The organism is Nitrospina sp. P1_D6, assembly GCF_052156615.1.
GTDB lineage: Bacteria > Nitrospinota > Nitrospinia > Nitrospinales > Nitrospinaceae > Nitrospina.
On the sequence record NZ_JBQKUN010000005.1, the window covers coordinates 273,234 to 295,173 of the forward strand.

The 21,940-nt window shown below is 58.2% G+C and carries 23 protein-coding genes; 13 read left to right on the top strand and 10 right to left on the bottom strand.

The features are described from left to right. The first annotated feature begins 1 nt into the window (after position 1). Positions 2–964: an ABC transporter ATP-binding protein gene (locus ACTRXA_RS10875; RefSeq protein ID WP_442427215.1), complete on the top strand. Its 963-nt coding sequence runs from the start codon at positions 2–4 to the stop codon at positions 962–964. Positions 965–985: 21 nt separating this feature from the next. Here the strand turns inward: ACTRXA_RS10875 and ACTRXA_RS10880 are convergent, their stop codons facing one another. The 10 genes from ACTRXA_RS10880 to ACTRXA_RS10925 all read right to left on the bottom strand — a co-directional run bounded on the left by ACTRXA_RS10880 (position 986) and on the right by ACTRXA_RS10925 (position 7,887). After that, the gene (locus ACTRXA_RS10880; protein WP_442427216.1) at positions 986–1,399 is read right to left on the bottom strand and encodes a nuclear transport factor 2 family protein; all 414 of its coding nucleotides are present in this window, start codon (positions 1,397–1,399) and stop codon (positions 986–988) included. 40 nt (positions 1,400–1,439) lie between these two features. Beyond that, complete coding sequence (locus tag ACTRXA_RS10885; protein WP_442427217.1) at positions 1,440–2,042, bottom strand: peroxiredoxin family protein; 603 nt, start codon at positions 2,040–2,042, stop codon at positions 1,440–1,442. After that, positions 1,999–2,721: a cytochrome c biogenesis protein CcsA gene (ccsA, locus tag ACTRXA_RS10890; protein WP_442427218.1), complete on the bottom strand. Its 723-nt coding sequence runs from the start codon at positions 2,719–2,721 to the stop codon at positions 1,999–2,001. Before ccsA ends, ACTRXA_RS10885 begins: the two co-directional genes overlap by 44 nt. Beyond that, complete coding sequence (locus tag ACTRXA_RS10895; RefSeq protein ID WP_442427219.1) at positions 2,714–2,866, bottom strand: CcmD family protein; 153 nt, start codon at positions 2,864–2,866, stop codon at positions 2,714–2,716. Before ACTRXA_RS10895 ends, ccsA begins: the two co-directional genes overlap by 8 nt. 4 nt (positions 2,867–2,870) lie before the next feature. Beyond that, entirely contained in the window at positions 2,871–3,551 is a 681-nt protein-coding gene (locus tag ACTRXA_RS10900) for a heme exporter protein CcmB (RefSeq protein WP_442427220.1), read from the bottom strand. A 76-nt stretch (positions 3,552–3,627) separates the two neighbouring features. Beyond that, positions 3,628–4,368, bottom strand: a complete 741-nt coding sequence (locus ACTRXA_RS10905) for an ABC transporter ATP-binding protein (RefSeq protein ID WP_442427221.1) — start codon at positions 4,366–4,368, stop codon at positions 3,628–3,630. A 56-nt stretch (positions 4,369–4,424) separates the two neighbouring features. Beyond that, positions 4,425–4,775, bottom strand: coding sequence for a hypothetical protein (locus ACTRXA_RS10910; protein ID WP_442427222.1), 351 nt, complete (start codon positions 4,773–4,775; stop codon positions 4,425–4,427). A 4-nt stretch (positions 4,776–4,779) separates the two neighbouring features. Beyond that, entirely contained in the window at positions 4,780–5,283 is a 504-nt protein-coding gene (locus ACTRXA_RS10915; protein WP_442427223.1) for a cytochrome c-type biogenesis protein, read from the bottom strand. A 5-nt stretch (positions 5,284–5,288) separates the two neighbouring features. Then, complete coding sequence (locus tag ACTRXA_RS10920) at positions 5,289–7,304, bottom strand: heme lyase CcmF/NrfE family subunit (protein ID WP_442427224.1); 2,016 nt, start codon at positions 7,302–7,304, stop codon at positions 5,289–5,291. Between the two features lie 88 nt (positions 7,305–7,392). Beyond that, complete coding sequence (locus tag ACTRXA_RS10925) at positions 7,393–7,887, bottom strand: cytochrome c maturation protein CcmE (RefSeq protein WP_442427225.1); 495 nt, start codon at positions 7,885–7,887, stop codon at positions 7,393–7,395. A 417-nt stretch (positions 7,888–8,304) separates the two neighbouring features. On the opposite strand from ACTRXA_RS10925, the gene ACTRXA_RS10930 reads away from it, so the two are divergent. The 12 genes from ACTRXA_RS10930 (at position 8,305) to murB (ending at position 21,904) form a co-directional block, all read left to right on the top strand. Further along, on the top strand, positions 8,305–8,712 hold the full coding sequence (locus ACTRXA_RS10930; RefSeq protein ID WP_052338284.1) for a division/cell wall cluster transcriptional repressor MraZ: 408 nt from the start codon (positions 8,305–8,307) through the stop codon (positions 8,710–8,712). Positions 8,713–8,738: 26 nt separating this feature from the next. After that, positions 8,739–9,677, top strand: coding sequence for a 16S rRNA (cytosine(1402)-N(4))-methyltransferase RsmH (rsmH, locus tag ACTRXA_RS10935; protein WP_442427226.1), 939 nt, complete (start codon positions 8,739–8,741; stop codon positions 9,675–9,677). Further along, positions 9,670–9,993 carry a cell division protein FtsL gene (locus ACTRXA_RS10940; RefSeq protein ID WP_005005701.1) on the top strand — a complete coding sequence of 108 codons (324 nt, stop codon included), beginning with the start codon at positions 9,670–9,672 and terminating at the stop codon, positions 9,991–9,993. Before rsmH ends, ACTRXA_RS10940 begins: the two co-directional genes overlap by 8 nt. A gap of 10 nt (positions 9,994–10,003) precedes the next feature. Then, on the top strand, positions 10,004–11,743 hold the full coding sequence (locus ACTRXA_RS10945; RefSeq protein ID WP_442427227.1) for a peptidoglycan D,D-transpeptidase FtsI family protein: 1,740 nt from the start codon (positions 10,004–10,006) through the stop codon (positions 11,741–11,743). 62 nt (positions 11,744–11,805) lie between these two features. Continuing rightward, entirely contained in the window at positions 11,806–13,308 is a 1,503-nt protein-coding gene (locus ACTRXA_RS10950; protein ID WP_442427228.1) for a UDP-N-acetylmuramoyl-L-alanyl-D-glutamate--2,6-diaminopimelate ligase, read from the top strand. Further along, positions 13,301–14,695, top strand: a complete 1,395-nt coding sequence (locus tag ACTRXA_RS10955) for a UDP-N-acetylmuramoyl-tripeptide--D-alanyl-D-alanine ligase (RefSeq protein ID WP_442427229.1) — start codon at positions 13,301–13,303, stop codon at positions 14,693–14,695. Before ACTRXA_RS10950 ends, ACTRXA_RS10955 begins: the two co-directional genes overlap by 8 nt. 8 nt (positions 14,696–14,703) lie before the next feature. Then, positions 14,704–15,789, top strand: a complete 1,086-nt coding sequence (gene mraY, locus ACTRXA_RS10960) for a phospho-N-acetylmuramoyl-pentapeptide-transferase (RefSeq protein ID WP_005005707.1) — start codon at positions 14,704–14,706, stop codon at positions 15,787–15,789. 7 nt (positions 15,790–15,796) lie between these two features. Next, entirely contained in the window at positions 15,797–17,134 is a 1,338-nt protein-coding gene (gene murD, locus ACTRXA_RS10965) for a UDP-N-acetylmuramoyl-L-alanine--D-glutamate ligase (protein ID WP_442427230.1), read from the top strand. 45 nt (positions 17,135–17,179) lie between these two features. Beyond that, positions 17,180–18,289, top strand: a complete 1,110-nt coding sequence (ftsW, locus tag ACTRXA_RS10970; RefSeq protein ID WP_442427231.1) for a putative lipid II flippase FtsW — start codon at positions 17,180–17,182, stop codon at positions 18,287–18,289. Positions 18,290–18,299: 10 nt separating this feature from the next. Further along, entirely contained in the window at positions 18,300–19,394 is a 1,095-nt protein-coding gene (murG, locus tag ACTRXA_RS10975; protein WP_442427232.1) for an undecaprenyldiphospho-muramoylpentapeptide beta-N-acetylglucosaminyltransferase, read from the top strand. Positions 19,395–19,430: 36 nt separating this feature from the next. After that, positions 19,431–20,849 (top strand): UDP-N-acetylmuramate--L-alanine ligase, encoded by a 1,419-nt coding sequence (murC, locus tag ACTRXA_RS10980; protein WP_442427233.1) that lies wholly within the window; start codon positions 19,431–19,433, stop codon positions 20,847–20,849. Beyond that, the gene (gene murB, locus ACTRXA_RS10985) at positions 20,843–21,904 is read left to right on the top strand and encodes a UDP-N-acetylmuramate dehydrogenase (protein WP_442427234.1); all 1,062 of its coding nucleotides are present in this window, start codon (positions 20,843–20,845) and stop codon (positions 21,902–21,904) included. Before murC ends, murB begins: the two co-directional genes overlap by 7 nt. The last annotated feature ends 36 nt before the right edge of the window (positions 21,905–21,940 follow it).

Here is a 21,940-nt window from a genome sequence, read left to right on the forward strand (position 1 = left end):
GATGAATACATCCACCCCCACAAATAACGATTCCCTGCTCGTTGTCGAAAACCTGAAAAAGGTTTTCCCAGGCGGGGTGCGGGCGGTGGACGGCATTTCGTTTTCCATACCGGAAAACAGCACGCTGGGACTGGTGGGTGAAAGCGGGTGCGGAAAATCAACCGCCGGGCGTGCGGTGTTGAGGCTGATCGATCCCACCGCAGGACGCATCGTGTTCGACGGACGGGATATCACAAGCCTTTCGCATACGGAGATGGTTCCGCTAAGAAGAGAGATGCAGGTGATTTTTCAGGACCCATACGCCTCGCTCAATCCACGCATGACCATCGGCAGAATTCTGGAAGAGCCGTTTCGAATTCACAATGGAGGCGCGCCATCCGAACACCGCGACCGTGTGGCGGAGCTGTTGCGTAAAGTCGGTTTGTCTCCCGATGATGCCAAACGTTACCCGCACGCGTTCAGTGGCGGCCAGCGTCAACGCATCGGCATCGCCCGCGCGGTGGCACTTCGGCCCCGTTTCATCGTCGCCGACGAAGCGGTGTCGGCACTGGACGTTTCAATCAAGGCGCAGATCCTGAATCTCCTGCAGTCATTGCAGGACGAAATGGGGTTGTCCTACCTGTTTATTTCGCATGACATGGGTGTGGTGGAGATGTTCTGCGACCAGGTTGCCGTGATGTACCTGGGCAGGATCGTGGAGATGGCATCCGCCGAAACCCTGTATACTTCTCCCGGCCATCCTTACACCGAGGCCCTGCTCGACGCGATTCCGAAAATGGATGGCATCCGTCCTCGAGAGAAGAATAAAATCGTGGCAGGCGATGCACCGAGCGCGTCGAATCCACCCGCAGGTTGCGCCTTTCATCCACGCTGCCCGATAAAGGAAAAACAATGCGAGACTGAAGTACCGGAGTTGAAGGAAACCACGCCCGGCCACTGGGTGGCGTGTCACCTGCGGAGTTGAAATAAATAGAAGCCGGTGGGCTTAATGTTCGTCTTCGCCGGTGGAGGAAGGCGACGGCACCGACGCGGCGTGGTGCAGGATCATCTTCCACGAACCGTTGGTCTGGCGGAACAGATTGGTGGCGTGCACATGCGAGCTCTGCACCCCCGCCATGTGAATGGAAAAAAGGTTCTCCTGGCAACTCACCCAGGCCATGTCCCCCGACACCACCACACTGACGTCGCTCAAACGGATTTCCATGTGGTCCGTGTTTTCAAAAATGTCCTTCCAGCTCTGGATTATGGAATCGAAGCCCCGCAATACGGGCCACCCGGGATGGATGCAGATGGAAGAGCCGTCGTCCTGCCATAGCGATTTCATCGCGTCGATATCCTGCTTGTTGAACGCTTCGTAGAACAGTTTGTTGGCTGAGAGAATTTCAGAATGCGCTTCCATATGGGAATTCACAAAGAACGGGGCTGCCGCCCCGGAGGTTTCAGGATGGTTTGAGTAAAAGTTCGAGGGCGTCGAAGGTTTCCTGCGCCTCCCAGTTTTTGGCCCCGTCCACCACGGCTACGATGCGCCCCTTGCGGTCGATGACATAGGTGGTAGGAATGGTGAAGGTATTGTACCGGCTTTCCACTTTATGTTGTGCGTCGAGAAGCACCGGAAACGACAACCCATACTCCTCCACGAAGTCACGCACCTTCTGGTCGTTGTCCTTGTCCAGGCTCACCGCGAGAATGGTCAGTCCTTCCGATCGAAAACGCCGGTACAGGTTTTCGAATCCCGGCATCTCGATACGGCACGGACCGCACCACGTTGCCCACAGGTTGAGGATCACCACCTTGCCTTCAAAGTCCGCAAGGCTGACGCGGTTGCCTTTCAGGTTGCGCACGGTGAACCCCGGAGCCATGTACCCCACCGCCGACCGTTCCTGCGTCTGCACGGAGGCCACCTGAACCTCTTCCGGCGTCACCGGCGTTTCGTAATAGTGACTGACAAACGCCATCAGCGCGCCTGCAAACAGCACAATGTAGATTGCGGCGTACTTTTTAATGAGAGTAAAGTTTCTCTTTTTTGAGCCGGTCGACTTCATCTTTCATCCGTTCGAGGGAGACGCGCTGGGACATGAGCAGAAAGTAAAGCAGGGTGAACGCGCCGAGGGCGATCATCAGCGTGATGATCATGGGCGTGTCCATGCCTGCGCCGAATCCCTCCGGTGTGATCATTTTAGGTTTGGGATGGAACGTGCGCCACCACAGAACCGAAAAATGGATCAGCGGAATATCCAGAAACCCGACAATGCCCACCACCGCCGCGTACTTGGCGCGGGTGGACCCGGCATCGGTCTGCACACGGAGCATCAGGTAGGCGACATAAATCAACCACAGCACCAGCGTGGAAGTCAGCCGCGCGTCCCACACCCACCAGGTTCCCCAGATGGGCTTGGCCCAGATGGGTCCCGTGATGAGCACGAGCGAGCAGAACAGAACGCCCACTTCCGCCGAAGCATGTGCGTAGATGTCCCATTCCCGGTCCCCTTTCCATAGAAACAGAATACTGCACAAAAACACCACGAAGAAAGCGAAGAATGCGATCCACGCAGACGGAATGTGGTAGTACATGATGCGCTGGACCACACCTTCGGTGCGTTCGGTGGGCACATAAAGATATATGGCGACCAGCATCGCCACCACCGCACCGATGGTGAGCACCAGCAGGACCGAACCATTGCCGCCGTTGTTGGCGGCTGTTTCGTTTGCAGGCTCAGTCATGCCGCTTGTCCTTGTTGAGGGTTTCGTTCAAAAGGTCGAGATCCGCCTTCAGCGAACGGTTCCGCTTCATGAGGGTGAACACATAAACAAGTATGCCGCCCCACACGAAGGCATTGGCGGCGAACAGAAATCCCAGGTTGTCCATTCCTTCACTCCTCGAAAATGTAATCGATGGTCATGATGGACACACCGATGTAAATCACGTCAAAACACAATGTCAGGCCCAGCCAGTTGAGGTTGTCCGCAAGCGTCTTGCCCATCAGGATCTGACTGGTCATGCGCACGGAACCGATGGCAATGGGCACCATCAGCGGATACAGGAGAATCGGCAACATGATCTCGCGCGTCTTCAGGTTCGACGACAGCGACGAAAGCAATGTGCCCAGCGCACTGAACCCCAGCGTTCCCAGAAACAGCACGACGAGCAAAGGTCCCAGGTGCGATACCAGATCGATGTTGAAGAACACCATGAACACCGGAAGCAGGAACGCTTCCATGACAAGCAGAAACGCAAGGTTGCTCACCATCTTGCCGAAATAAATCGCAGAGCGGTCCACCGGGGTCAGGATGAGTCCCTGCAAACAACCGTTTTCCTTTTCCAGCGTGAACGAGCGGTTGAGTCCCAATGTGCCCGCGAACAGGATGGCGACCCACAACACGCCCGGCCCCACGGCATTGGCATTGACCAGACTCAGATCGACCGAAAAGATAAAGATCAGGATCACCAGGAGGCCGAAGACGAACATCGAGCTGAACAGCTCCCGCGTCTTGAACTCGGTGCTGAAATCCTTGGCGGCGATGGCGCCGATCTGTTGAAAGTAACCGTTCATTTATTTATGACCAGGTTCAGCCGTCCATTATGCCCGATTAACCACGCCGCAGCCAATGTCCCTTTGCTGGATGTGATCACCCTGACCGGGCAATCTGTTCCAGATACAGGGTTTCGAAACAGCTCTTGTCAATGTTCGCCGCCGGTTCGTGCAGAACAAACCGGCCGCGCGCCTGAATGGCCACACGATCGCACATTTCCAGCCCCCGTGCAAAATCGTGCGTTGTCATCAATACCGTACGGTGCTGGGTATGCAGGGTTTCCAACTGTTTGCGCAACTTGAGTGATGCGTGCTGATCCAGCCCGGTATACGGCTCGTCGAGAAACAGGATCGACGGATCGTGCACGATGGCGCGGGCAATCGACAGCCTTTGCAGCATGCCGCGGGAAAACGTACGAACGCGGTCGTGCATGCGCGGAAGCAGACCGACCTCGTCGATGACCTGCTTCGCCCGGTCCGCCGGCTTGTCCACACCGTACATCTTCGCGTAGAACTGCACGTTCTCGAACGCCGAAAGGTCCGCATATAAAAAACTTGCGTGCGAGATGACGCCGATTTCACGCCTCATGGCGGGGTCGTTCGCCGTCACGTCGTATCCCGCCACCATCGCGCTGCCGCTGGTGGGACGCGTCAACGACGACAGCATGCGGATGAGCGTGGTCTTGCCTGCGCCGTTCGGCCCGAACACCGTCAGGAATTCGCCGCACTTGAGATCGAATTCAATGCCACGGACCGCCTCGATGTGACCGAAACTTTTCCGCAAACCCCGCACCTGAATTGCGGGCTCCTGCGACGGGGCGACGGTGGGTTCGGACATGGCTGGCGGTTATTCGATGGTGGGGCGCGCCGGAATACAGGCGCCGGTTTGGTCCTTCAGGCCGCATCCACCTGCTTGGACTGTTTGGGCTTCTTTTTCTTTTTGGATTTGAACTGCTCTTCCAGTTCGTCGATGCGTTTCAATATCTGAAACGCCTCCTCTTCCAGCTTGGCGAGGAGGGCGTCGTAATCGGCCTGGGATACCTTGTCCGTTTTCAAGTCAAATTCGAGCTCCTTGATGGACAACAGCACTTCTTCCTTGCGTACGAGCAGGTGCTTGTATTCTTCACCGGCGGGGTCGAGAGGGGAATATAACTTCTTGCCGCTGAGCTTGGAAAACAGAGGGATACCGACCGCGATCAGGATGGCAAGGACGACAAGGAACTGAAGGATGTTGACACCGGTCATGGGCTCAGGTTTCCAACCGATCCAGTTCGTCTTTCAACCGGTTCTGGTACGGCTGGTTTTCTGCTTTTTTCTGCGGCGTCTCACCGTCGGCCTGATCCGTCATGGATGCGTCTTCACCTTCGGCTTTTCCAGGGGACCTGCGCGTCCAGGCGACGATGGCCTTGCGCACGCCGAAGCCACCAATCACCAGCGCCACAAAAGGCGTGATCCACGCGGTGAGGTTGAATCCGGATTTGGTCGGGGCGGAGAGCACGGTCTCACCGTGCTTGTCCACATAAGTCTGGATGATCTGCTTGACGGTCAAACCGGATTCCAGTTGTTTGGTCAACTCGCCGCGCATTTTGTCGGAGTGATCGCAACTGCAATTGATGAGCACCTTGCCGCATTTGTCGTCGCAGGTGCACATCAGCGCATCCTCAAGGTTCTCCAACTGCGTGGCGGCGAATGCCGGCACGGCGGCGAACACCCAGAGGCAGAGCGAAAAGGTTATCAATGTTCGGTTACGCATACTGCTCACTCCTGGGCCGGGACAAAGATGGCTTCCTGGCGCTTCAGCCGCTCCAGGCGGCGGCGCGACTCCAGCCGGTCCGGCCACATGCAGATGGACGTGCCGAAGGCAATGATCCACGCGCCGGTCCACATCCAGCTCACCATCGGGTTGATGTGCACCTTGATGGTGGCTGAGCTGTTGTCCGGATTGAAGTCCGCGAGGATCAGGTACAGGTCCTCTTTCCAGGTAGACCTGAGATCCACTTCCGAGACAGGCTGTTTCTGCCCTTTGTAAAATTCCTTTTCCGGGTTGCCGGTCCACACACGGCGGCCGTTTTCCGAGATGCCCAACTGCGCGATGACGCGGGTCTTCACCGAAGTCTGTTCCTTCACCATCAACCGCTCGTAAGTGATGTCGTAATTGCGGAGCTTGAACGTCTCGCCGATCTGCAGGTGTTTCTGGAATTCCGTATCGTAAGCCTGCGATCCCGCAATGCCCGCGAACAGAAGCACCACGCCAATGTGCACGATATACCCTCCATATCGCCGCTTGTTCTTCCACACCAGTTGCGACAGGGCCGCAGGATACGTCTCCTCATGAGCCGCGTGGCGCGCCACCGAACCTTTTATGAATTCGGTGATGATGGACGCCATGACAAAAATGCAGAGGACGAAGGTGATGTACGAATAAATCTCCGCCTTGTCGGTGAGCGGCACGAAGGGAAACAGAACCACAGCGCCCGCCAGCGCGATCATCACCGGCTTGGTAAAATTCTTTTTGAGGTTCGACCACGTCGCCTTGCGCCACGCGATGACGGGGCCGATCCCGATCAGCGCAAGCAGGATGAGCCCGATGGGCACATTGACCTGGTTGTAGAACGGGGGGCCGACGGTGATCTTCACGCCGCGAAACGCTTCCGAGATGATCGGGAAGATGGTGCCCCAGAATGTTGCGAACGTGATGCCCAGGAGCACCAGGTTGTTGAACAGAAAACTGCTTTCACGTGACAAAAACGAGTCGAGCTCATTTTTGCTTTTAAGCAACGGCAGGCGCTTGAGGATAAGGACAGTAGAAAACGTGATGATGACTCCCAGGAACGCCAGGAAGTAATAACCCAGGGTCGCTTCGTCGAACGTATGCACCGACTGGATGAGCCCGCTCCGGGTGATGAACGTGCCGAAGATGGTCATCACGAACGTGAGCAGGATGAGCGACATGTTCCACACCTTCATCATGTCCTTCTTTTCCTGGATCATCACAGAATGCAAAAACGCCGTGGCGATGAGCAAAGGCATGAACGCGGCGTTTTCCACCGGGTCCCACGCCCAGTAACCGCCCCAGCCCAGTTCCACATACGCCCACTGCGCGCCGAACAGGTTGCCCATGCACAGGAAGAACCACGACACCAGCGTCCACTTGCGGGTCATGCGGATCCAGCCGTCGTCGAGATTCTTGGTGAGCAATGCCGCCGTGGCGAAAGCGAAAGGCACGGTGAAGCCGACGTAACCGAGGTACAGCGTCGGCGGATGAATCACCATCCAGTAGTTTTGCAGTAATGGGTTCAGGCCGCGCCCGTCTTCCGGGGGAAGCGGAATGCGTTCGAAAGGATTGGTGCTGAAATTGAGCAGACCGAGAAAAAAGATGGCAATGACCATCATCACCGCCAAAGCGACGGGCACCAGGCGGACATTCTGCCTGCGGTTCTGGATATACACCACCATCATGTAAGTGGACAGAATGAGCGTCCAGAACAACAGCGACCCCTTCTGCCCGCCCCAGAACGAGGAAAATTTATAGAAGATATCCAGTTCCCGGTTGGAATAGGCCCACACGTATTCGACGCTGAAGTCGTTGGTGAGAAACGCGTACCACAATGAACCGGAAGCCACCGCCACGCAACTCCAGACGATGAGCGGGGTCTTGTCTGCGCTCATATACAGATCGACACGGTTGTTGCGGAACGCCATCACGTAACCGACGACGCCGTACAGCGCGGTGGCCAACGCCACCATCAATGCAAATTCACCCAGTTCATTCATGCTTTACGGTTCCTTAAAACAAACATCACGCCCAAAACACCCGCACTGGAAAACCGGGCGCTTCCCGGCGATCCCGTAGCGGGCAAAATTAGATGGCGGTCTTTTTGGTCAGAATTTTCGGGCTTTCCAAAGCAGGCTGTTTTTGTTTCCCGTCTATGGGAATGTCGCCCGGGTGGGATTTTCCCGCTTCCTTTTCCGCTTCGTACTTGGACGGACAACTGGTCAACAGGGTATTGGCATGGAACACCCCGTCGCGGCCGATGGTGCCTTCGATGACCACTTCCCGGCCGTCCTCAAACATATCCGGCGTGACGCCGGTATAGGTGACGGGCAAAACGGATTTCTTTTCCTCTATCTGAAACGCGACATCCAGGAAGTTTTCCGGGTTGCGGGTGATGGAGCCTTCCACCACGGTTCCCTTTACTTTCAGACCGGCACCCCGGTACGTGTCCAATCCCGCGGTCAACTCGTCAACCGTAACGAAGAATTTGGAGGTGCTGCTGATGCTGGTCGTGATCAGGTACGCGATCGCGCCGACAATCAGAAAGGCCCCCACCATGAACTTGATTTTTCGATGTTGCATGGGTCTGCAATCTCTTTAAATAAAAGGGTTAACCTGAATGAATCCAATCCTTTTCGATTGGAGCCATAGTATCACTGGCCAATAAATATTGTCAAAGCAATTTACCCCGTGCCAGGGCCGGAAGCCCTGCTTTAAAAATCCATCAACTCTTTCCTATTGTACCCACAACCCACCACCCGGATTCCACCTAAATCTGGCCTCATTGCGGGATCGGTTTTGTCCGCCTGTTTCCAGAGTAATAGGAAACCCAACCCCCCACCAAAGCCCTGTCGGAGCCCTGCAGAAGGCCTTTCAGGCCTCCGCCCGATTTTTTCTTTTTTTATTGACAGAATGTCACGTTATGCTAGCATAGTGTCTAAATGTGTCATATAGTGTCACATTATGGCGGGCAACCGAATTACCTTTGGCAGGGTAGAAATGGTTGGTTTTTTAGGGACATATCAGGTCAACCTGGACGAAAAGGGGCGTCTCAACGTTCCGGCGAAGTTCAAGGGCCTTCTGGACAAGCAATACGACAACCACAACCTTGTGGTCGCCGTGATGCCGGACAAGGAGGGGAATAAGGACCGCGAATACCTCATTGTCTTTCCCCAGAAGGAATGGCTGGTGAACGAGGAAAAGCTCAGCCACCTGTCCGGGTTGGACGGCGACGACCGCAACAAAATGCGCGAAATTTACGCACAGGCCAGCGAATGCGAGGTCAAGTCCGGAAAAATCCTGATACCCCAGCACCAGCGTGATCGCGCCGGGCTGAAAAAAGAAGTGATTCTGGTCGGCATGTCCAAGACGTTCGAGATCTGGTCCGCCGACCGATTTGAGATTTGAGGGGATCGTGGAGGGCCGATTCCGCCATGGTGGGTTACCACACGCCAGTTCTGTTAGAGGAGGTCCTTCATTATATAGAACCCCAAAACAAGAGGCTCATTGTCGATGGCACCCTGGGGGACGGGGGTCACACGCAGGCAATGCTAGACGCCGGGCCGACATTGCGGGTCCTGGGAATCGACCGGGACACCGAAGCCCTGGAACGGGCCAGACAACGGCTGGCCACCTACAAGGAAAGGGTCATTCTGGTGCACGGCAGCTTCAGCGAAGTCAAAAGCATACTCGCCCGGCAGAACGAGCCGGCGATGGACGGCATCCTGCTGGATTTCGGGGTCTCTTCCCGGCAGTTGGACGTCGCCGAGCGGGGGTTCAGCTTCCGTTTCGATGGGCCGCTGGACATGCGCATGGATCGCAGCCAGGAAGGCCCTACGGCCGCCGATTTGCTCGAAACGCTTTCCGATTTCGAGCTCGAACAGATTTTTCGCAAGTATGGAGAAGAAAAAAGACCAAGACAACTCGTACGGTTGATCCGCAAAGCGCAGGGCTCCCATCCCATCAAAACAACCTTCGAACTTTCCCAAATCCTCTCCAGCGCGGCGAAACCGTCGCGTAAACCCCGTATTCACCCAGCCACAAAAGCCTTCCAAGCCCTGCGCATTGCGGTTAACCGTGAGTTGGACCACATCCAGAAAGCACTCGAAGACGCCATCGACTGCCTCGCCCCCGGCGGGCGCATGGTGGTGATCTCCTTTCATTCTCTCGAAGACAGAATCGTCAAAGATTTTTTCCGTACCGAGGCAAAAGGCTGTATCTGCCCGCCCAGGACGCCGATGTGCGTGTGCGGGCGAAAAAGCAGGCTCAAGGTTCTGACCCGGAGGGTGGTCAAACCGTCGGCCCTGGAAGTGGAACGCAATCCCCGGGCCTCCAGTGCGAAGTTGAGAGCGGCGGAGCGCATCCATGACTGATCCGCAATCCTGGTTGAGATGGGTCCGATCCCAGATTCACCTGTCGCCCATGGAATTCCGCGTGGTGACGATCGGCTTGTTCCTGTTTCTCCTTGGCGGACTCTTTTACGTTTGGCCAAACGTAAAGATGGTCAAGTTGGCGTACGACTTCCAGGCGCAGCAACGGCTCCACACCAAGCTGCTCCGTGAACACACCCTCCTTCAGTTGGAGCGGGACAGCCTGCTGTCCCTGGACCGGGTCCAGTACCTGGCCGAACACCGGTTGGGAATGCAGGAGCCCCGGCCGGAACAGATCGTTACGATCTTTGTGAAGTGAGGGCGTGGCCATGCGCCGCATCAAAAAAAATTCACCGCAAACCCTGTATTCCGCCCTGAAAGGCCGCATGGCCGTGGTTTCTGTTCTGTTTGTGGTTTGCGGCCTTGCCCTGGCGGGCAGGCTCGCGCATCTGCAGATCTTCCAGCACGACGAGCTCCTGTACCAGGCGCAGAAACAGTACTTGCGGACGGTGGAAGTCGTCACCGGCCGGGGCCATATTTTCGATAGAAACCGGAACCTGCTGGCAACCAACCTGGATGTGGAATCCGTTTACATCGATCCCCGCGAAATTTTCAATTCCAAGGAGACGGCCCGCGCCCTGGCCGGTACGTTGAACCTGGATCCGGAAGCCGTTTTGGAAAAAGTGAATTCAAAAAAACATTTTGTCTGGATCAAACGCAAGGCACGTCTGGACGAGATTGCGCAGCTTCGTCAACTGGACCTGCCCGGCGTGGGTTTCATTAAGGAAAGCAAGCGGTTCTACCCGCGCCGCCAGTTGGCCGCCAGCACGCTGGGTTTCGTCGGTCTGGACAATCAGGGCCTGGCGGGAATCGAACACGAGCGCCAGTCCCTGCTCAAGGGCAAACTGAAGCGGAAGGTGGTGGAAAAGGACGCGCGCGGCCGGTATCTGCAAACGGGTCCGGACGACGCCTCGCATCGCAACCGCGACCTGGTCCTGACCATCGACGAAGTCATCCAGTTCCATGCCGAACAGGAACTGGAAAAACAGGTGCGCGAGTTCCAGGCTAAAAGCGGGCTGGTTATTGTGATGGACCCGAACGACGGCAGCATCTACGCCCTCGCCTCCTACCCTGGATTCAATCCGAACAACTTTGCCGCCTTTCCGCGCAAACGGTGGGGCAACCCCGCTGTCACACACGCATACGAACCGGGTTCTATTTTCAAGCCCATCGTCGTCGCAGCGGCATTGGAAGAAGGCGTTGCGCGGCCGAACGACATCTTTTTCTGTGAAAACGGCAACTACGAAATCGGCGGAATCCACATCGGCGAAGCCGCCAACCACCGCTTCGGCTGGCTGACCCTGCAAAACATCATCTCCAAGTCGAGCAATATCGGCGCGATCAAGGTGGCGCAAAAGCTGGGTGAGGAACGCTTTCATGAATACATCCGCAACTTCGGTTTTGGCTCCCGCCTGGGCGTGGACCTGCCGGGTGAGACGCCGGGCATGGTGCGAGATCTTTCCGACTGGTCGGGTCTGTCACTCGCATCCATTTCATTCGGGCACGAGATTTCGGTGTCTCCCCTGCAGATGACGGCGGCCATTGCGGCCATCGCCAACGGCGGCCTTCTGGTGAAGCCGCACGTCACTCACGAGGTTCTGAAAAACGGCGAAGTGGTGAAGCAGCCGGAAGAACAGATCATTCGCCGCGTGCTCACGCGTCATACCAGCCGGCAGATGATCGACATGCTCAAGCAGGCGGTGAAACACGGCACCGGCAAGCAGGCGGGCATTCCCGGCTTTGAGGTCGCGGGGAAAACCGGTACCGCACAGAAGATCGATCCCGAAACGCATACATATTCCACGTCCGCGTATCTCGCTTCGTTCATCGGCTTCGTGCCGGCGGACGCACCCCGGCTGGTGATCCTGGTGATGATTGACGAGCCGCAAAAATCGTACTGGGGCGGAGAGGTCGCGGCGCCGGTGTTCCAGCGCCTGGCTGAAAAAACCCTGCGCTACCTGCATATTCCATCGAGCAGGGAGCGTGTGTTTGTCCTGGACCGGACATGATCGTCGTTAAAACGGCAAACCATGACGCATCCTCATCCGCAAACTGCGGAGTTTATTTTGTGATGAACCAAAAACTGGCCAAACTCATCAACGGCTTTCCGCTGGAGAATCTCGTGGGCACGCTCGACCGCGATATCGTTTCGATCGCCTACGACTCGCGGAAAGTGGAACCGGGTTCCTTGTTCGTCGCCATACCGGGGCACCACCACGACGGAAGTCTGTTCATCGCCGACGCATTGGAGCGCGGTGCGGTGGCGTTTGTCACTGAAACCGGCGTCGAGGATTTGATGGAGCAGGGCGTCGGCGGACAGAACGCCACAGGGCTCCACGTCAGGGACGCGCGTCACGCGCTGGCGTGGGTGTCGGCCCGGTTTCACGGCGATCCGTCGCACCACATGGAACTCACCGGGGTCACCGGAACCAACGGCAAAACCACCCTCACTTACCTGCTGGAAAGCATCTACAAGGCCAACGAAGAGCCCAGCGGCGTCATCGGGTCCATCAACTACCGCTACGCGGACACCCTGCGTCCGGCACCGATGACCACGCCGGAGGCGCTTGAGATCAACCGCATGCTGGCAGAGATGTGGGCGGCGGGGGTTCAGCGTTGTGTCATGGAGGTGTCGTCGCATTCGCTGGCTCTCAAGCGCGTGCGCGAGCTCAAATTCGCCGTCGCCGTTTTCACCAATTTCTCACGCGACCACCTCGACTACCACAAGACGCTCGACCACTACAAACAAAGCAAGAAAAGCCTGTTCCTGGATTGCACCGTTGGCAAGCAGGTGATCAACATCGACGATGCCGTCGGTCGCGAAATCGCTTCCGAAATCGATTCGGTCACTCTGACCACCGGCCTCGAACAATCCGCGGATGTCACGGCAGAAGACATCAAGATCGATCCCGACGGCGTGCGCTTCATCCTGAAAACACCTTACGGCGACACATCTATTCAATCAACGCTGCTTGGCCGTCACAACATCTACAACATCCTGTCGGCGGCGGCGGTGGGATTGATCCAGGGCATCGCCCTCGACACCATCGCGCGCGGCGTGAGGGAACTTGCGCGGGTGCCGGGACGCTTCGACAAAGTGGACATGGGGCAGAACTTCACCGTGGCGGTGGATTACGCCCACACCGATGACGCTCTCCTCAACGCATTGAAAGCCGCTCGCACCATCTCTTCCGGAAAGGTGATCGTCGTTGTCGGGTGCGGCGGTGACCGCGACAGCACCAAGCGCCCGGTCATGGGAAGGATTGCCGCGGAATTGGCGGACTTCGCCGTCATCACCTCCGACAACCCGCGCACGGAAGACCCGAACGGGATCATCGACCAGATTCTTGAAGGCATCCCGGACAACATCAATCCCGAGGAACGCTACATGGTCCTGCCGGAGCGGCGCGACGCCATCCGCTTCGCCATCAACAAGGCGCAATCGGGCGACCTGGTGCTGATCGCAGGCAAGGGACACGAGGATTACCAGATCCTCGGAACGGAAAAGATTCACTTCGACGACCGCGAAGAGGCGGCCGAAGCTCTGCAACAAAGGTTCAACGTGAATGGATAGCGATTTGCAAACCGTGATTTCAGCCGTGAATGGGGAAAAAATAGTGGGCTCTGCGACATCACGCTTCTCCGGCGTGTCGATCGATACCCGTACCCTGAAAGCGGGCGAACTGTTCGTATGCATTCAGGGAGATCGATTTGACGGACACGATTTCCTGAACGAGGCCATCGCTAAAAAGCCGGCCGGGGTGATCGTCTCCGACCGCACACGCCTGCCCCTCGATGAATTACAGGAAGGTCCCTTCGCCGTTGCCGTACCCGACACGTTGAAAGCATTGCAGGATCTTGCTGCGTATCACCGCAATCAGCAGGACGTGCGGGTGGTCGGCGTCACCGGCACCAACGGCAAATCGACCACGAAAGAAATGATCGCGGCCATCACCGGCACCCGATTCAAAACGCTCAAGACACAAGGCAACCTGAACAACCACATCGGCGTGCCGCTCACGCTTCTCAACATGACGCGCGAGCACAATGTGGCGGTGATCGAAATGGGCATGAGCGCGGCGGGGGAAATCCGCCGCCTCGCGGAAATCGCCAAACCGGAGATCGGCGTCATCACCAACGTCTCGGAAGCGCACATGGTGCAGTTGAAAACCATCAGGGACGTGCAGGCGGCCAAGGGCGAACTGTTCGAGGCATTGAACGAAAACGGGACCGCCATCGTCAACGCGGATGATCCGCTGGTGCTGGAGCTCGCCGACGGCTTGCGCGCGCGAGCCATCACGTTTGGGCTCGATCCGTCCGCCGACGTGCAGGCGCGCGACATCCGCGCCGCCGACATCACCCGGATCGAATTCACAGCAAGGGTGTTCGACACCACGGCGCCGGTCCGGCTGCCGTTTTCGGGGATGCACAACGTGCGGAATGCACTGGCGGCGCTGGCCACGGGCGCGGCCCTCGGAATGAAGATTGAGAGCATGGTGCCCGGCCTGGAAGCAACTCAGGGACTCAACCAGCGGGGCCAGGTATTCGAACACAGCGGCATGACGATTCTGAACGACACGTACAACGCGAATCCGCGTTCGATGCGGGAAGCCATCCACACTCTCAACGCCCTGCCCTGCACCGGGCGCCGTTTTCTGGTAATGGGCGCCATGCTGGAGCTGGGCGAACGGGAAAATCCCGCACACCGTCAGGTCGGCGAATGGGCGGTGGAGAACGGAATCGACTACCTCGTTACCGTGGGCATGCTGGCGGGGCTCGCCGCAGACGCCGCCGCCGAGCGAGGCATGGACGCCGAACACATTCACCGCGGGGAAACACACGATAACGCCGCGCAATTTTTGAAACAACACGCTCGCGCAGGGGATTGCCTGCTGTTCAAGGGGTCCCGTGGGTCGCAAATGGAAACCGTGATCGAAAGGTTCACCGGCACCGCCCGGTAAAAAGGGATATGTTCTATCACCTGTTTTATCCGCTCAGTTCGGACTATTCCATCTTCAACGTGTTTCGCTACATCACGTTTCGCTCGGCCTACGCCGGCATCACCGCGCTCGTGCTGTGCCTGGTCTTTGGCCCCATGGTCATCCGCGCCCTGCAGAAACTGGAAGTCGGCGAGACCATCCGCACCGACGGACCGCAATCGCATATTTCAAAATCCGGCACCCCGACGATGGGGGGCCTGCTGGTCATCTTCACATTCCTGCTCGCCACCCTGTTGTGGGCGAACCTCACCAATACGTATGTGTGGTTGCTGATTTTCGTCGCGGTTGGTTTTGGCCTCATCGGTTTCGTCGATGACTTTCTGAAACTGCGCAAAGGCAAAGGGCTGACCGCACGGTCGAAACTGTTCTGGCAGATCCTGGTGGCCACGATGGTGGGCCTGTTCTGCACCTACTTCGATCCTCATCGCATGGGATTCGCCACCAACCTGTATGTGCCTTTCTTCAAGGATTTCACACCGGATCTCGGCGGCTGGTACGTGGTGCTGATCGTCATCGTCATCGTCGGCACCTCCAATGCCGTGAACCTGACCGACGGCCTGGACGGCCTGGCCATCGGTCCCATCATCATCGCGACGCTCACTTACACCGCCCTGGTGTACATCACCGGGCATTTCAAATTCGCGGGCTACCTGAATATCCAGTACGTCGGCGGCGCGGGGGAAATCGCCGTGCTCACGTCCGCCATCGTCGGAGCGAGCCTGGGCTTTCTCTGGTTCAACGCCTATCCCGCGCAGATGTTCATGGGGGATGTCGGTTCGCTCTCGCTGGGAGCCATCCTCGGCACCGTGGCGGTGATCGCCAAACAGGAACTGCTGTTGATTTTAGTCGGCGGCATCTTCGTCATCGAAGCGCTGTCGGTCATCATCCAGGTCGCGTATTTCAAGTACACGGGAGGCAAACGGTTTTTCAAGATGGCCCCCCTGCACCATCATTTCGAGCACCTGGGCTGGGAAGAGCCGAAGGTGATCGTCCGTTTCTGGATCATCGCCGTCGTGCTGGCCATGCTCAGCCTGAGCACGCTGAAGCTGAGATGAATTGCTTATGGACGTAACGGGAAAACACATTGCCATCGTCGGCCTTGCCCGCACCGGCATCGCCACCGCCAACTTCCTCGCACAGCGCGGGGCGAAGGTGACCGTGTGCGACCAGAAACCCCTTGCGGAGCTGGAAGAGGCGGTTCGGCAACTCGATGCTGGAATCGAGACCCGGTTCGAAACGTCAGCCCCGGAGGGCGATACGCTCGATCTCATCGTGCTCAGCCCCGGCGTGGACATCCACAATCCGGAACTCGAACCCGCGCGCCAGAAGGGCGTGGAGGTCATCAGCGAACTGGAACTGGCGTCGCGTCTCTGCACGACCCCGATCATCGCCGTCACCGGAACCAACGGCAAGACAACGACGACATCGCTCATCGGCGCGTTGTTGAAAGGCGCGGGATACGACATCAAGGTCGGAGGCAACATCGGTGTGCCGTTCGTGGCGCTGATCGATCCGCCCCCCAGGGACTACATGGTGCTCGAGGTCAGCAGTTTCCAGCTGGAGGGCGTCGATACATTTCATCCGTTCATCAGTGTGATTCTGAACCTGACTCCGGATCACCTGGACCGGCACGGCTCAATGGAAACCTACGCCGCGCTGAAGGAACGCATCGCCGCCCGCCAGACCGAAGACGACTGGATGGTGATCAACGCAGACGACCCGTGGGTGAAAAAGATGGCTGAAAACAAAAAAGCGCAGACGGTGAGCTTCAGCACCCGGTACGAGTTACCGGTGGGTGCTTACCTGGAAGAAGGCACCGCCTTCCTGCAGTGGGGCGGCAGCGCCATCCCGGTGATTGAAATGGATGATTTGAAACCGGCGCTAGCCCGGCAGATGGAAAACGTGCTCGCCGCCATGGCCGCGGCCTATCTTGCGGGAGTCGATCCCGCCGCCATGCCGGCGACGCTCCGCGAGTTCGAAGGCCTGCCGCACCGTCTCGAATGGATACGCACCGTCAACGGCGTCGAATTCATCAACGATTCGAAAGGAACGAACATCGGCGCAGTGGAAAAATCGCTCAACAGCTTCGACCGCCCGGTGATCCTGATCGCCGGAGGCAAAGACAAAGGGGGCGACTTCTCCGCCCTCAAGGAAATCTTTCTTGGACGGGTCAAGTTCCTTGTGCTCATCGGCGAGGCCCGTTCAAAGATAGAGGCGGTGCTGAACGGATCGTTCGATCACGAGGCGGCGGAAAGCATGGACGCCGCAGTGCAGGCCGCCTACCGACACGCGGAACCGGGCGACGTGGTTCTGCTCTCGCCCGCGTGCGCCAGTTTCGACATGTTCCGCGATTACGCGGACCGGGGTGAACGCTTCCGCGAATGCGTTCAACGTTTGTGAAAGAAGCGGCGGATTTCATGCGGTTTCCGCCTGAGGAATTGGTTTATGGCCCAGAAAAACGCACAACCGGGATGCGACCGCATTTTGGCCTTCGCCGTCGCCCTGCTCGTGCTCATCGGCATCGTCATGGTGTTCAGCTCGAGCGCGGTGTATGCGATGGAGGAATACCAGGACTCCTGGTTTTTCCTGAAACGTCATCTGCTGTGGGTCCTGATTGGAACGGCTATGCTGTTTGCGGCGAAATCCGTGGACTACCACAAGCTGGACGGCGCAACTTATCCCGTTATGGCCGCCACCGTATTCCTGCTCATCGCGGTGATGATGCCGGAGATGAGCAAGGAAGTCGGCGGCGCCCGGCGCTGGCTGGTGCTGGGCGGCTTTTCGTTCCAGCCGTCGGAACTGGCCAAGTTCGCCGTCATACTGTTCATGGCCAAATCCCTGGTCAAACGCGCCGACAAGCTGGGCAACTTCGCTTACGGATTCCTGCCGAACCTCATCGTGCTCGGTATCTTTTTCATGCTGATTCTCCTGCAACCGGACTTCGGGACGGCACTCATCATCTCGATTGTCTGCTTCGCCATGCTGTACATCGCGGGAGTGAAAAAAAATTACCTGGTCTACTCCGTCATCGCCGCCGCGCCGTTCCTCATCTCGGCGGTGTTGAGTGCGGAGTACCGCAAGCGCCGCCTGTTGTCGTTTCTCGATCCGTGGGCGGACCCGTCGGATACCGGTTTCCAGGCGGTGCAGTCGTTCCTCGCCTTCGGACGTGGCGGCATATGGGGACTGGGCCTGGGCGACAGCCGGCAGAAGTTGTTTTACCTGCCGGAAGCGCACACCGATTTCATCTTCTCCGTCGTCGGGGAAGAGTTGGGATTCATCGGCACCATGGGCATCCTCGCGCTGTTCATGCTGGTGCTGTGGCGTGGCTTCAAGATCGCGTACCACGCAAAAGACATTTACGGCACGCACCTGGCCACAGGACTCACGTTGCTGGTCGCTATTCAGGCGTTCACCAACATGGGCGTGGCGGTGGGATTGCTGCCGACGAAAGGGTTGACGCTCCCGTTCATCAGTCTGGGCGGGTCGTCGTTGTTGATCACCATGCTCGGCATGGGGGTTTTGTTGAACATATCGGAGCAAACGGTCCGACGTTGATGCATGCACGATGGCGAACTACGTCGTCATAGCCGGAGGCGGAACCGGGGGGCACCTGTACCCCGGTATCGCGCTGGCCAGAGCTTTGAAAGCCATGGACGAAAACATCGAAATCACCTTTGTCGGCACGAAACGCGGCCTGGAAGCCCGCGTTCTACCGCGCGAAGGCCTGCCGCTCAAAACCATCCTCTCGAGCGGCCTGCTGGGCAAGAAGGGCCTGGGACGCTGGACTTCGTGGTGCAAGCTCCCGGTGGGCCTGGCGCAGTCGATGTGTTTTCTCATCCGCAAGCGGCCGAACCTCGTGGTCGGTGTCGGCGGCTACGTGTCGGGTCCGGTCGCGGTGGCGGCGTGGATGCTTCGAATTCCCGTTCTTGTGCACGAACAGAATACAGTGCCGGGTGTCACCAACCGGCTGATCGCCAGAATTGCAAGCAAGGTCGCCGTGTCGTTCGAGCAGTCGCGGGACTATTTCCCCGCCGGCAAGGTGGTGGAGACGGGCAACATGATCCGCGAAGAATTCTGCAGGGAAGAAGAACCGACGGCGTGGAAACCCGGCCAGCCCTTCCACCTGCTGATCCTCGGCGGGAGCCAGGGCGCGCAGTCGATCAACGCGGCGATGTTGGAAGCGCTTGAACATCTCGAAAGCGTGAAAGGGGATCTCCAAATCGTTCACCAGACCGGGGAAAAGGACGAAGCCCTCGTTCGGCAACGCTATGAACAGGCGGGATTCTCCGCCCGCGCCGAGGCGTTCATCTACGACATGGAAGAGCAGTACCGGAAGGCGTCGCTCGTGATCTGCCGCGCCGGAGCCACAACACTGGCGGAAGTGACGGCAACCGGCAAGGTTTCGGTGCTCGTCCCCTTCCCGTTCGCCGCACACAATCATCAAGAACACAACGCACGCGTGCTGGAAGCGGCGGATGCGGCCGAGGTCATCCTCGATCGCAACATAAACGGACACAAGCTCGCCCAGTCCGTCCTCGACGCGATGCAGAATCCGGACAGGCTGGAAGAGCGGGCGAAGAACAGTTTCAGGCTGGGGCGGCGCGACGCGACGAATCGTGTGCGCGACCTGTGCCGTCAATTGATGGGTGCGGCGATTTAATACCGCCCCTTTTTACAGGAAGGATCATGCGACCCCATGTTTCTGGGAAAAACACGGCGCATTCATTTCATCGGTATCGGAGGAGCCGGCATGAGCGGCATTGCTGAAGTGCTGATCAACCAGGGTTACGACGTGACGGGCTCCGACCTCGCACGTTCCACCGTCACCGAACACCTGGAGAAGGCAGGCGCGACGATCCACTACGGTCACGCGGCGGAAAACGTCGCCGACTGCCAGGTGGTGGTCACTTCCAGCGCGGTGAAAGCGGACAACGTAGAAGTGAAAGCGGCGCGGGAGCAATCGGTCCCGGTCATCCGCCGTGCGGAGATGCTGGCGGAACTCATGCGCATGAAGTACGGCATCGCCATCGCCGGCACCCACGGCAAGACCACCACCACGTCCCTGGTCGGCACCCTGCTTGCGGGCGGGGAACTCGACCCGACGGTGGTCATCGGCGGCAAGCTCAAAAGCGTGGGCAGTCACGCCCAGCTCGGACAAAGCGAGTTCCTCGTGGCGGAAGCGGACGAAAGCGACGGTTCATTTCTGAAACTCATGCCGACGGTGGTCGTGGTCACCACCCTCGACGAAGAACACATGGAGTACTACGGCACGCTCGACACCCTGAAAGAAGCGTTTCTGAATTTCATCAACAAGGTCCCGTTCTACGGCACGGCGGTGCTGTGCCTCGATGAAGTCAACATCCAGTCGCTCATCCCGCACGTGGAGAAACGCGCCATCACTTACGGGCTGACAAGTCAGGCGGACTACACCGCACGCAACATCCGCTTCAAGGGACTCGACACCTGGTTCGACGTGTTCCACCACGGCAAAGCGCTGGGCACCCTGCATTCGGTTGCCCCTGGACGCCACAACGTGCTGAACACGCTGGCGGCGGTGGCCGTGGCGATGGAACTCAACCTCACATTCGACACCATTGCCGACGCCTTGAAACAGTTCCGCGGCGTGCAGAGGCGCTTCGAGATCATCCACGACACCGAACCGCTGGTGGTGGTGGACGACTACGGTCATCACCCGGTGGAAATCCAGGCCACCCTGCGCACGGTGCGTGAGGTCTGGCCGGAACGCCGCATGGTGGTCGTGTTCCAGCCGCACCGCTATTCGCGCACGCGTTCGCTCATGCAGGAGTTCTGGTCGTCGTTTCACAACGCCGACTGCGTGATCGTCAACGACATCTACGCCGCAGGCGAAGACCCTGTCGCAGGGGTGACCGCCGGACGCATGGTCGAGGGCATCAAAAACTTCGGCCACAAGCACGTGGAATACATTGCAGACCGCAAAACCACCCAGGACCGTTTGAACCAGCTTCTCCAGCCCGGTGATGTGCTCCTCACGCTGGGCGCGGGGAACATCTGGGAACTCGGACGCGAACTGATCGCCAACCTTCCCGCCCGGCTCCGCGGCGGAGATGCAGGAAAGGATTCCTCTTCATGCTGAACGATCCCTGGAAATCCAGACTCATCCGTTACGCCCACATGAATCATGGACACAGCGTGCACTTCGCCACCGTCACCGATGTGCCCAAAACCATCCTCGGCAAAAAATTTTATAAGAGAAACGCCATGACCCGTTCCATGAAATGGCTGGATACCCTTCAGGGAGAAGTGCGGCAGAACGAACTGATGTCCCGGCACACGTCTCTTTGCGTGGGCGGCCCGGCCGACTACTTCATCGTCCCCAAAAACATTGAAGACATCAAAAACGTATTGAGGAACCGCGGCGACCTGCCGGTGTTCGTGCTGGGAGAAGGCACCAACCTGCTAGTGGCCGACCGCGGCATCACCGGAATCGTGCTCTCGGTCAAGGAAATGTTCAAAACCATCCAGACGCCAGTGTTCTCGCGCCTCACCAGTGGCGAGGAAGTGGCCTCCGTGCGCGTCGGTGCAGGCACCAAGATGTCGTACCTCGTCAAGTACCTCGCCAAGTACTCCCTGACCGGCATCGAAGACCTCGTCGGCATTCCGGGATCGCTCGGTGGCGCGGTGGTGATGAACGCCGGGGCCGACGGTACCGAGATCGGCGACGTCATCCGCAGTATCACGCGCATCAACGACGATGGCGAGGTCGAAACACTGAGCCGCGACGAGTTGACGTTCCGGTATCGAAAAACGATTTTCCCCACGCCGGGCGGCATCGTCATTGAAGCCGAATTGAAACTGAAAAAGGGCGACCATCTGGAAATCCAGAAAGCCATCGACGCGCACCTCGACCGCAGGCGGCGGAAACAACCACTCACGCTGCCCAATTCCGGCTCCGTTTTCAAGAACCCGGAAGGCGACACCGCAGGCCGCCTGATCGAGGAAGCGGGCCTGAAAGGATTCAGCATCGGCGGCGCGGCGGTGTCGATCAAGCACGCCAACTTCATCGTCAACCAGGGCGAGGCCACAGCAGAGGATATCCGCGAGATCATTGAAACCGTGCGGAAGGTGGTGAAAGAAAAATCCGGAATCGATCTCGAAACCGAGGTCGTGCTGGCCGGAGAATGGGATTGAGTTGAAACGCGGACGCAGGAAGGGGCGTTCGCCTGA

Bases quoted from the DNA above. Each gene is read 5' to 3' on its own strand.
- ACTRXA_RS10875 (WP_442427215.1), top strand. From the start codon at position 2: ATGAATACATCCACCCCCACAAATAACGATTCCCTGCTCGTTGTCGAA.
- ACTRXA_RS10880 (WP_442427216.1), bottom strand. From the start codon at position 1,399: ATGGAAGCGCATTCTGAAATTCTCTCAGCCAACAAACTGTTCTACGAA.
- ACTRXA_RS10885 (WP_442427217.1), bottom strand. From the start codon at position 2,042: ATGAAGTCGACCGGCTCAAAAAAGAGAAACTTTACTCTCATTAAAAAG.
- ccsA (WP_442427218.1), bottom strand. From the start codon at position 2,721: ATGACTGAGCCTGCAAACGAAACAGCCGCCAACAACGGCGGCAATGGT.
- ACTRXA_RS10895 (WP_442427219.1), bottom strand. From the start codon at position 2,866: ATGGACAACCTGGGATTTCTGTTCGCCGCCAATGCCTTCGTGTGGGGC.
- ACTRXA_RS10900 (WP_442427220.1), bottom strand. From the start codon at position 3,551: ATGAACGGTTACTTTCAACAGATCGGCGCCATCGCCGCCAAGGATTTC.
- ACTRXA_RS10905 (WP_442427221.1), bottom strand. From the start codon at position 4,368: ATGTCCGAACCCACCGTCGCCCCGTCGCAGGAGCCCGCAATTCAGGTG.
- ACTRXA_RS10910 (WP_442427222.1), bottom strand. From the start codon at position 4,775: ATGACCGGTGTCAACATCCTTCAGTTCCTTGTCGTCCTTGCCATCCTG.
- ACTRXA_RS10915 (WP_442427223.1), bottom strand. From the start codon at position 5,283: ATGCGTAACCGAACATTGATAACCTTTTCGCTCTGCCTCTGGGTGTTC.
- ACTRXA_RS10920 (WP_442427224.1), bottom strand. From the start codon at position 7,304: ATGAATGAACTGGGTGAATTTGCATTGATGGTGGCGTTGGCCACCGCG.
- ACTRXA_RS10925 (WP_442427225.1), bottom strand. From the start codon at position 7,887: ATGCAACATCGAAAAATCAAGTTCATGGTGGGGGCCTTTCTGATTGTC.
- ACTRXA_RS10930 (WP_052338284.1), top strand. From the start codon at position 8,305: ATGGTTGGTTTTTTAGGGACATATCAGGTCAACCTGGACGAAAAGGGG.
- rsmH (WP_442427226.1), top strand. From the start codon at position 8,739: ATGGTGGGTTACCACACGCCAGTTCTGTTAGAGGAGGTCCTTCATTAT.
- ACTRXA_RS10940 (WP_005005701.1), top strand. From the start codon at position 9,670: ATGACTGATCCGCAATCCTGGTTGAGATGGGTCCGATCCCAGATTCAC.
- ACTRXA_RS10945 (WP_442427227.1), top strand. From the start codon at position 10,004: ATGCGCCGCATCAAAAAAAATTCACCGCAAACCCTGTATTCCGCCCTG.
- ACTRXA_RS10950 (WP_442427228.1), top strand. From the start codon at position 11,806: ATGAACCAAAAACTGGCCAAACTCATCAACGGCTTTCCGCTGGAGAAT.
- ACTRXA_RS10955 (WP_442427229.1), top strand. From the start codon at position 13,301: ATGGATAGCGATTTGCAAACCGTGATTTCAGCCGTGAATGGGGAAAAA.
- mraY (WP_005005707.1), top strand. From the start codon at position 14,704: ATGTTCTATCACCTGTTTTATCCGCTCAGTTCGGACTATTCCATCTTC.
- murD (WP_442427230.1), top strand. From the start codon at position 15,797: ATGGACGTAACGGGAAAACACATTGCCATCGTCGGCCTTGCCCGCACC.
- ftsW (WP_442427231.1), top strand. From the start codon at position 17,180: ATGGCCCAGAAAAACGCACAACCGGGATGCGACCGCATTTTGGCCTTC.
- murG (WP_442427232.1), top strand. From the start codon at position 18,300: ATGGCGAACTACGTCGTCATAGCCGGAGGCGGAACCGGGGGGCACCTG.
- murC (WP_442427233.1), top strand. From the start codon at position 19,431: ATGTTTCTGGGAAAAACACGGCGCATTCATTTCATCGGTATCGGAGGA.
- murB (WP_442427234.1), top strand. From the start codon at position 20,843: ATGCTGAACGATCCCTGGAAATCCAGACTCATCCGTTACGCCCACATG.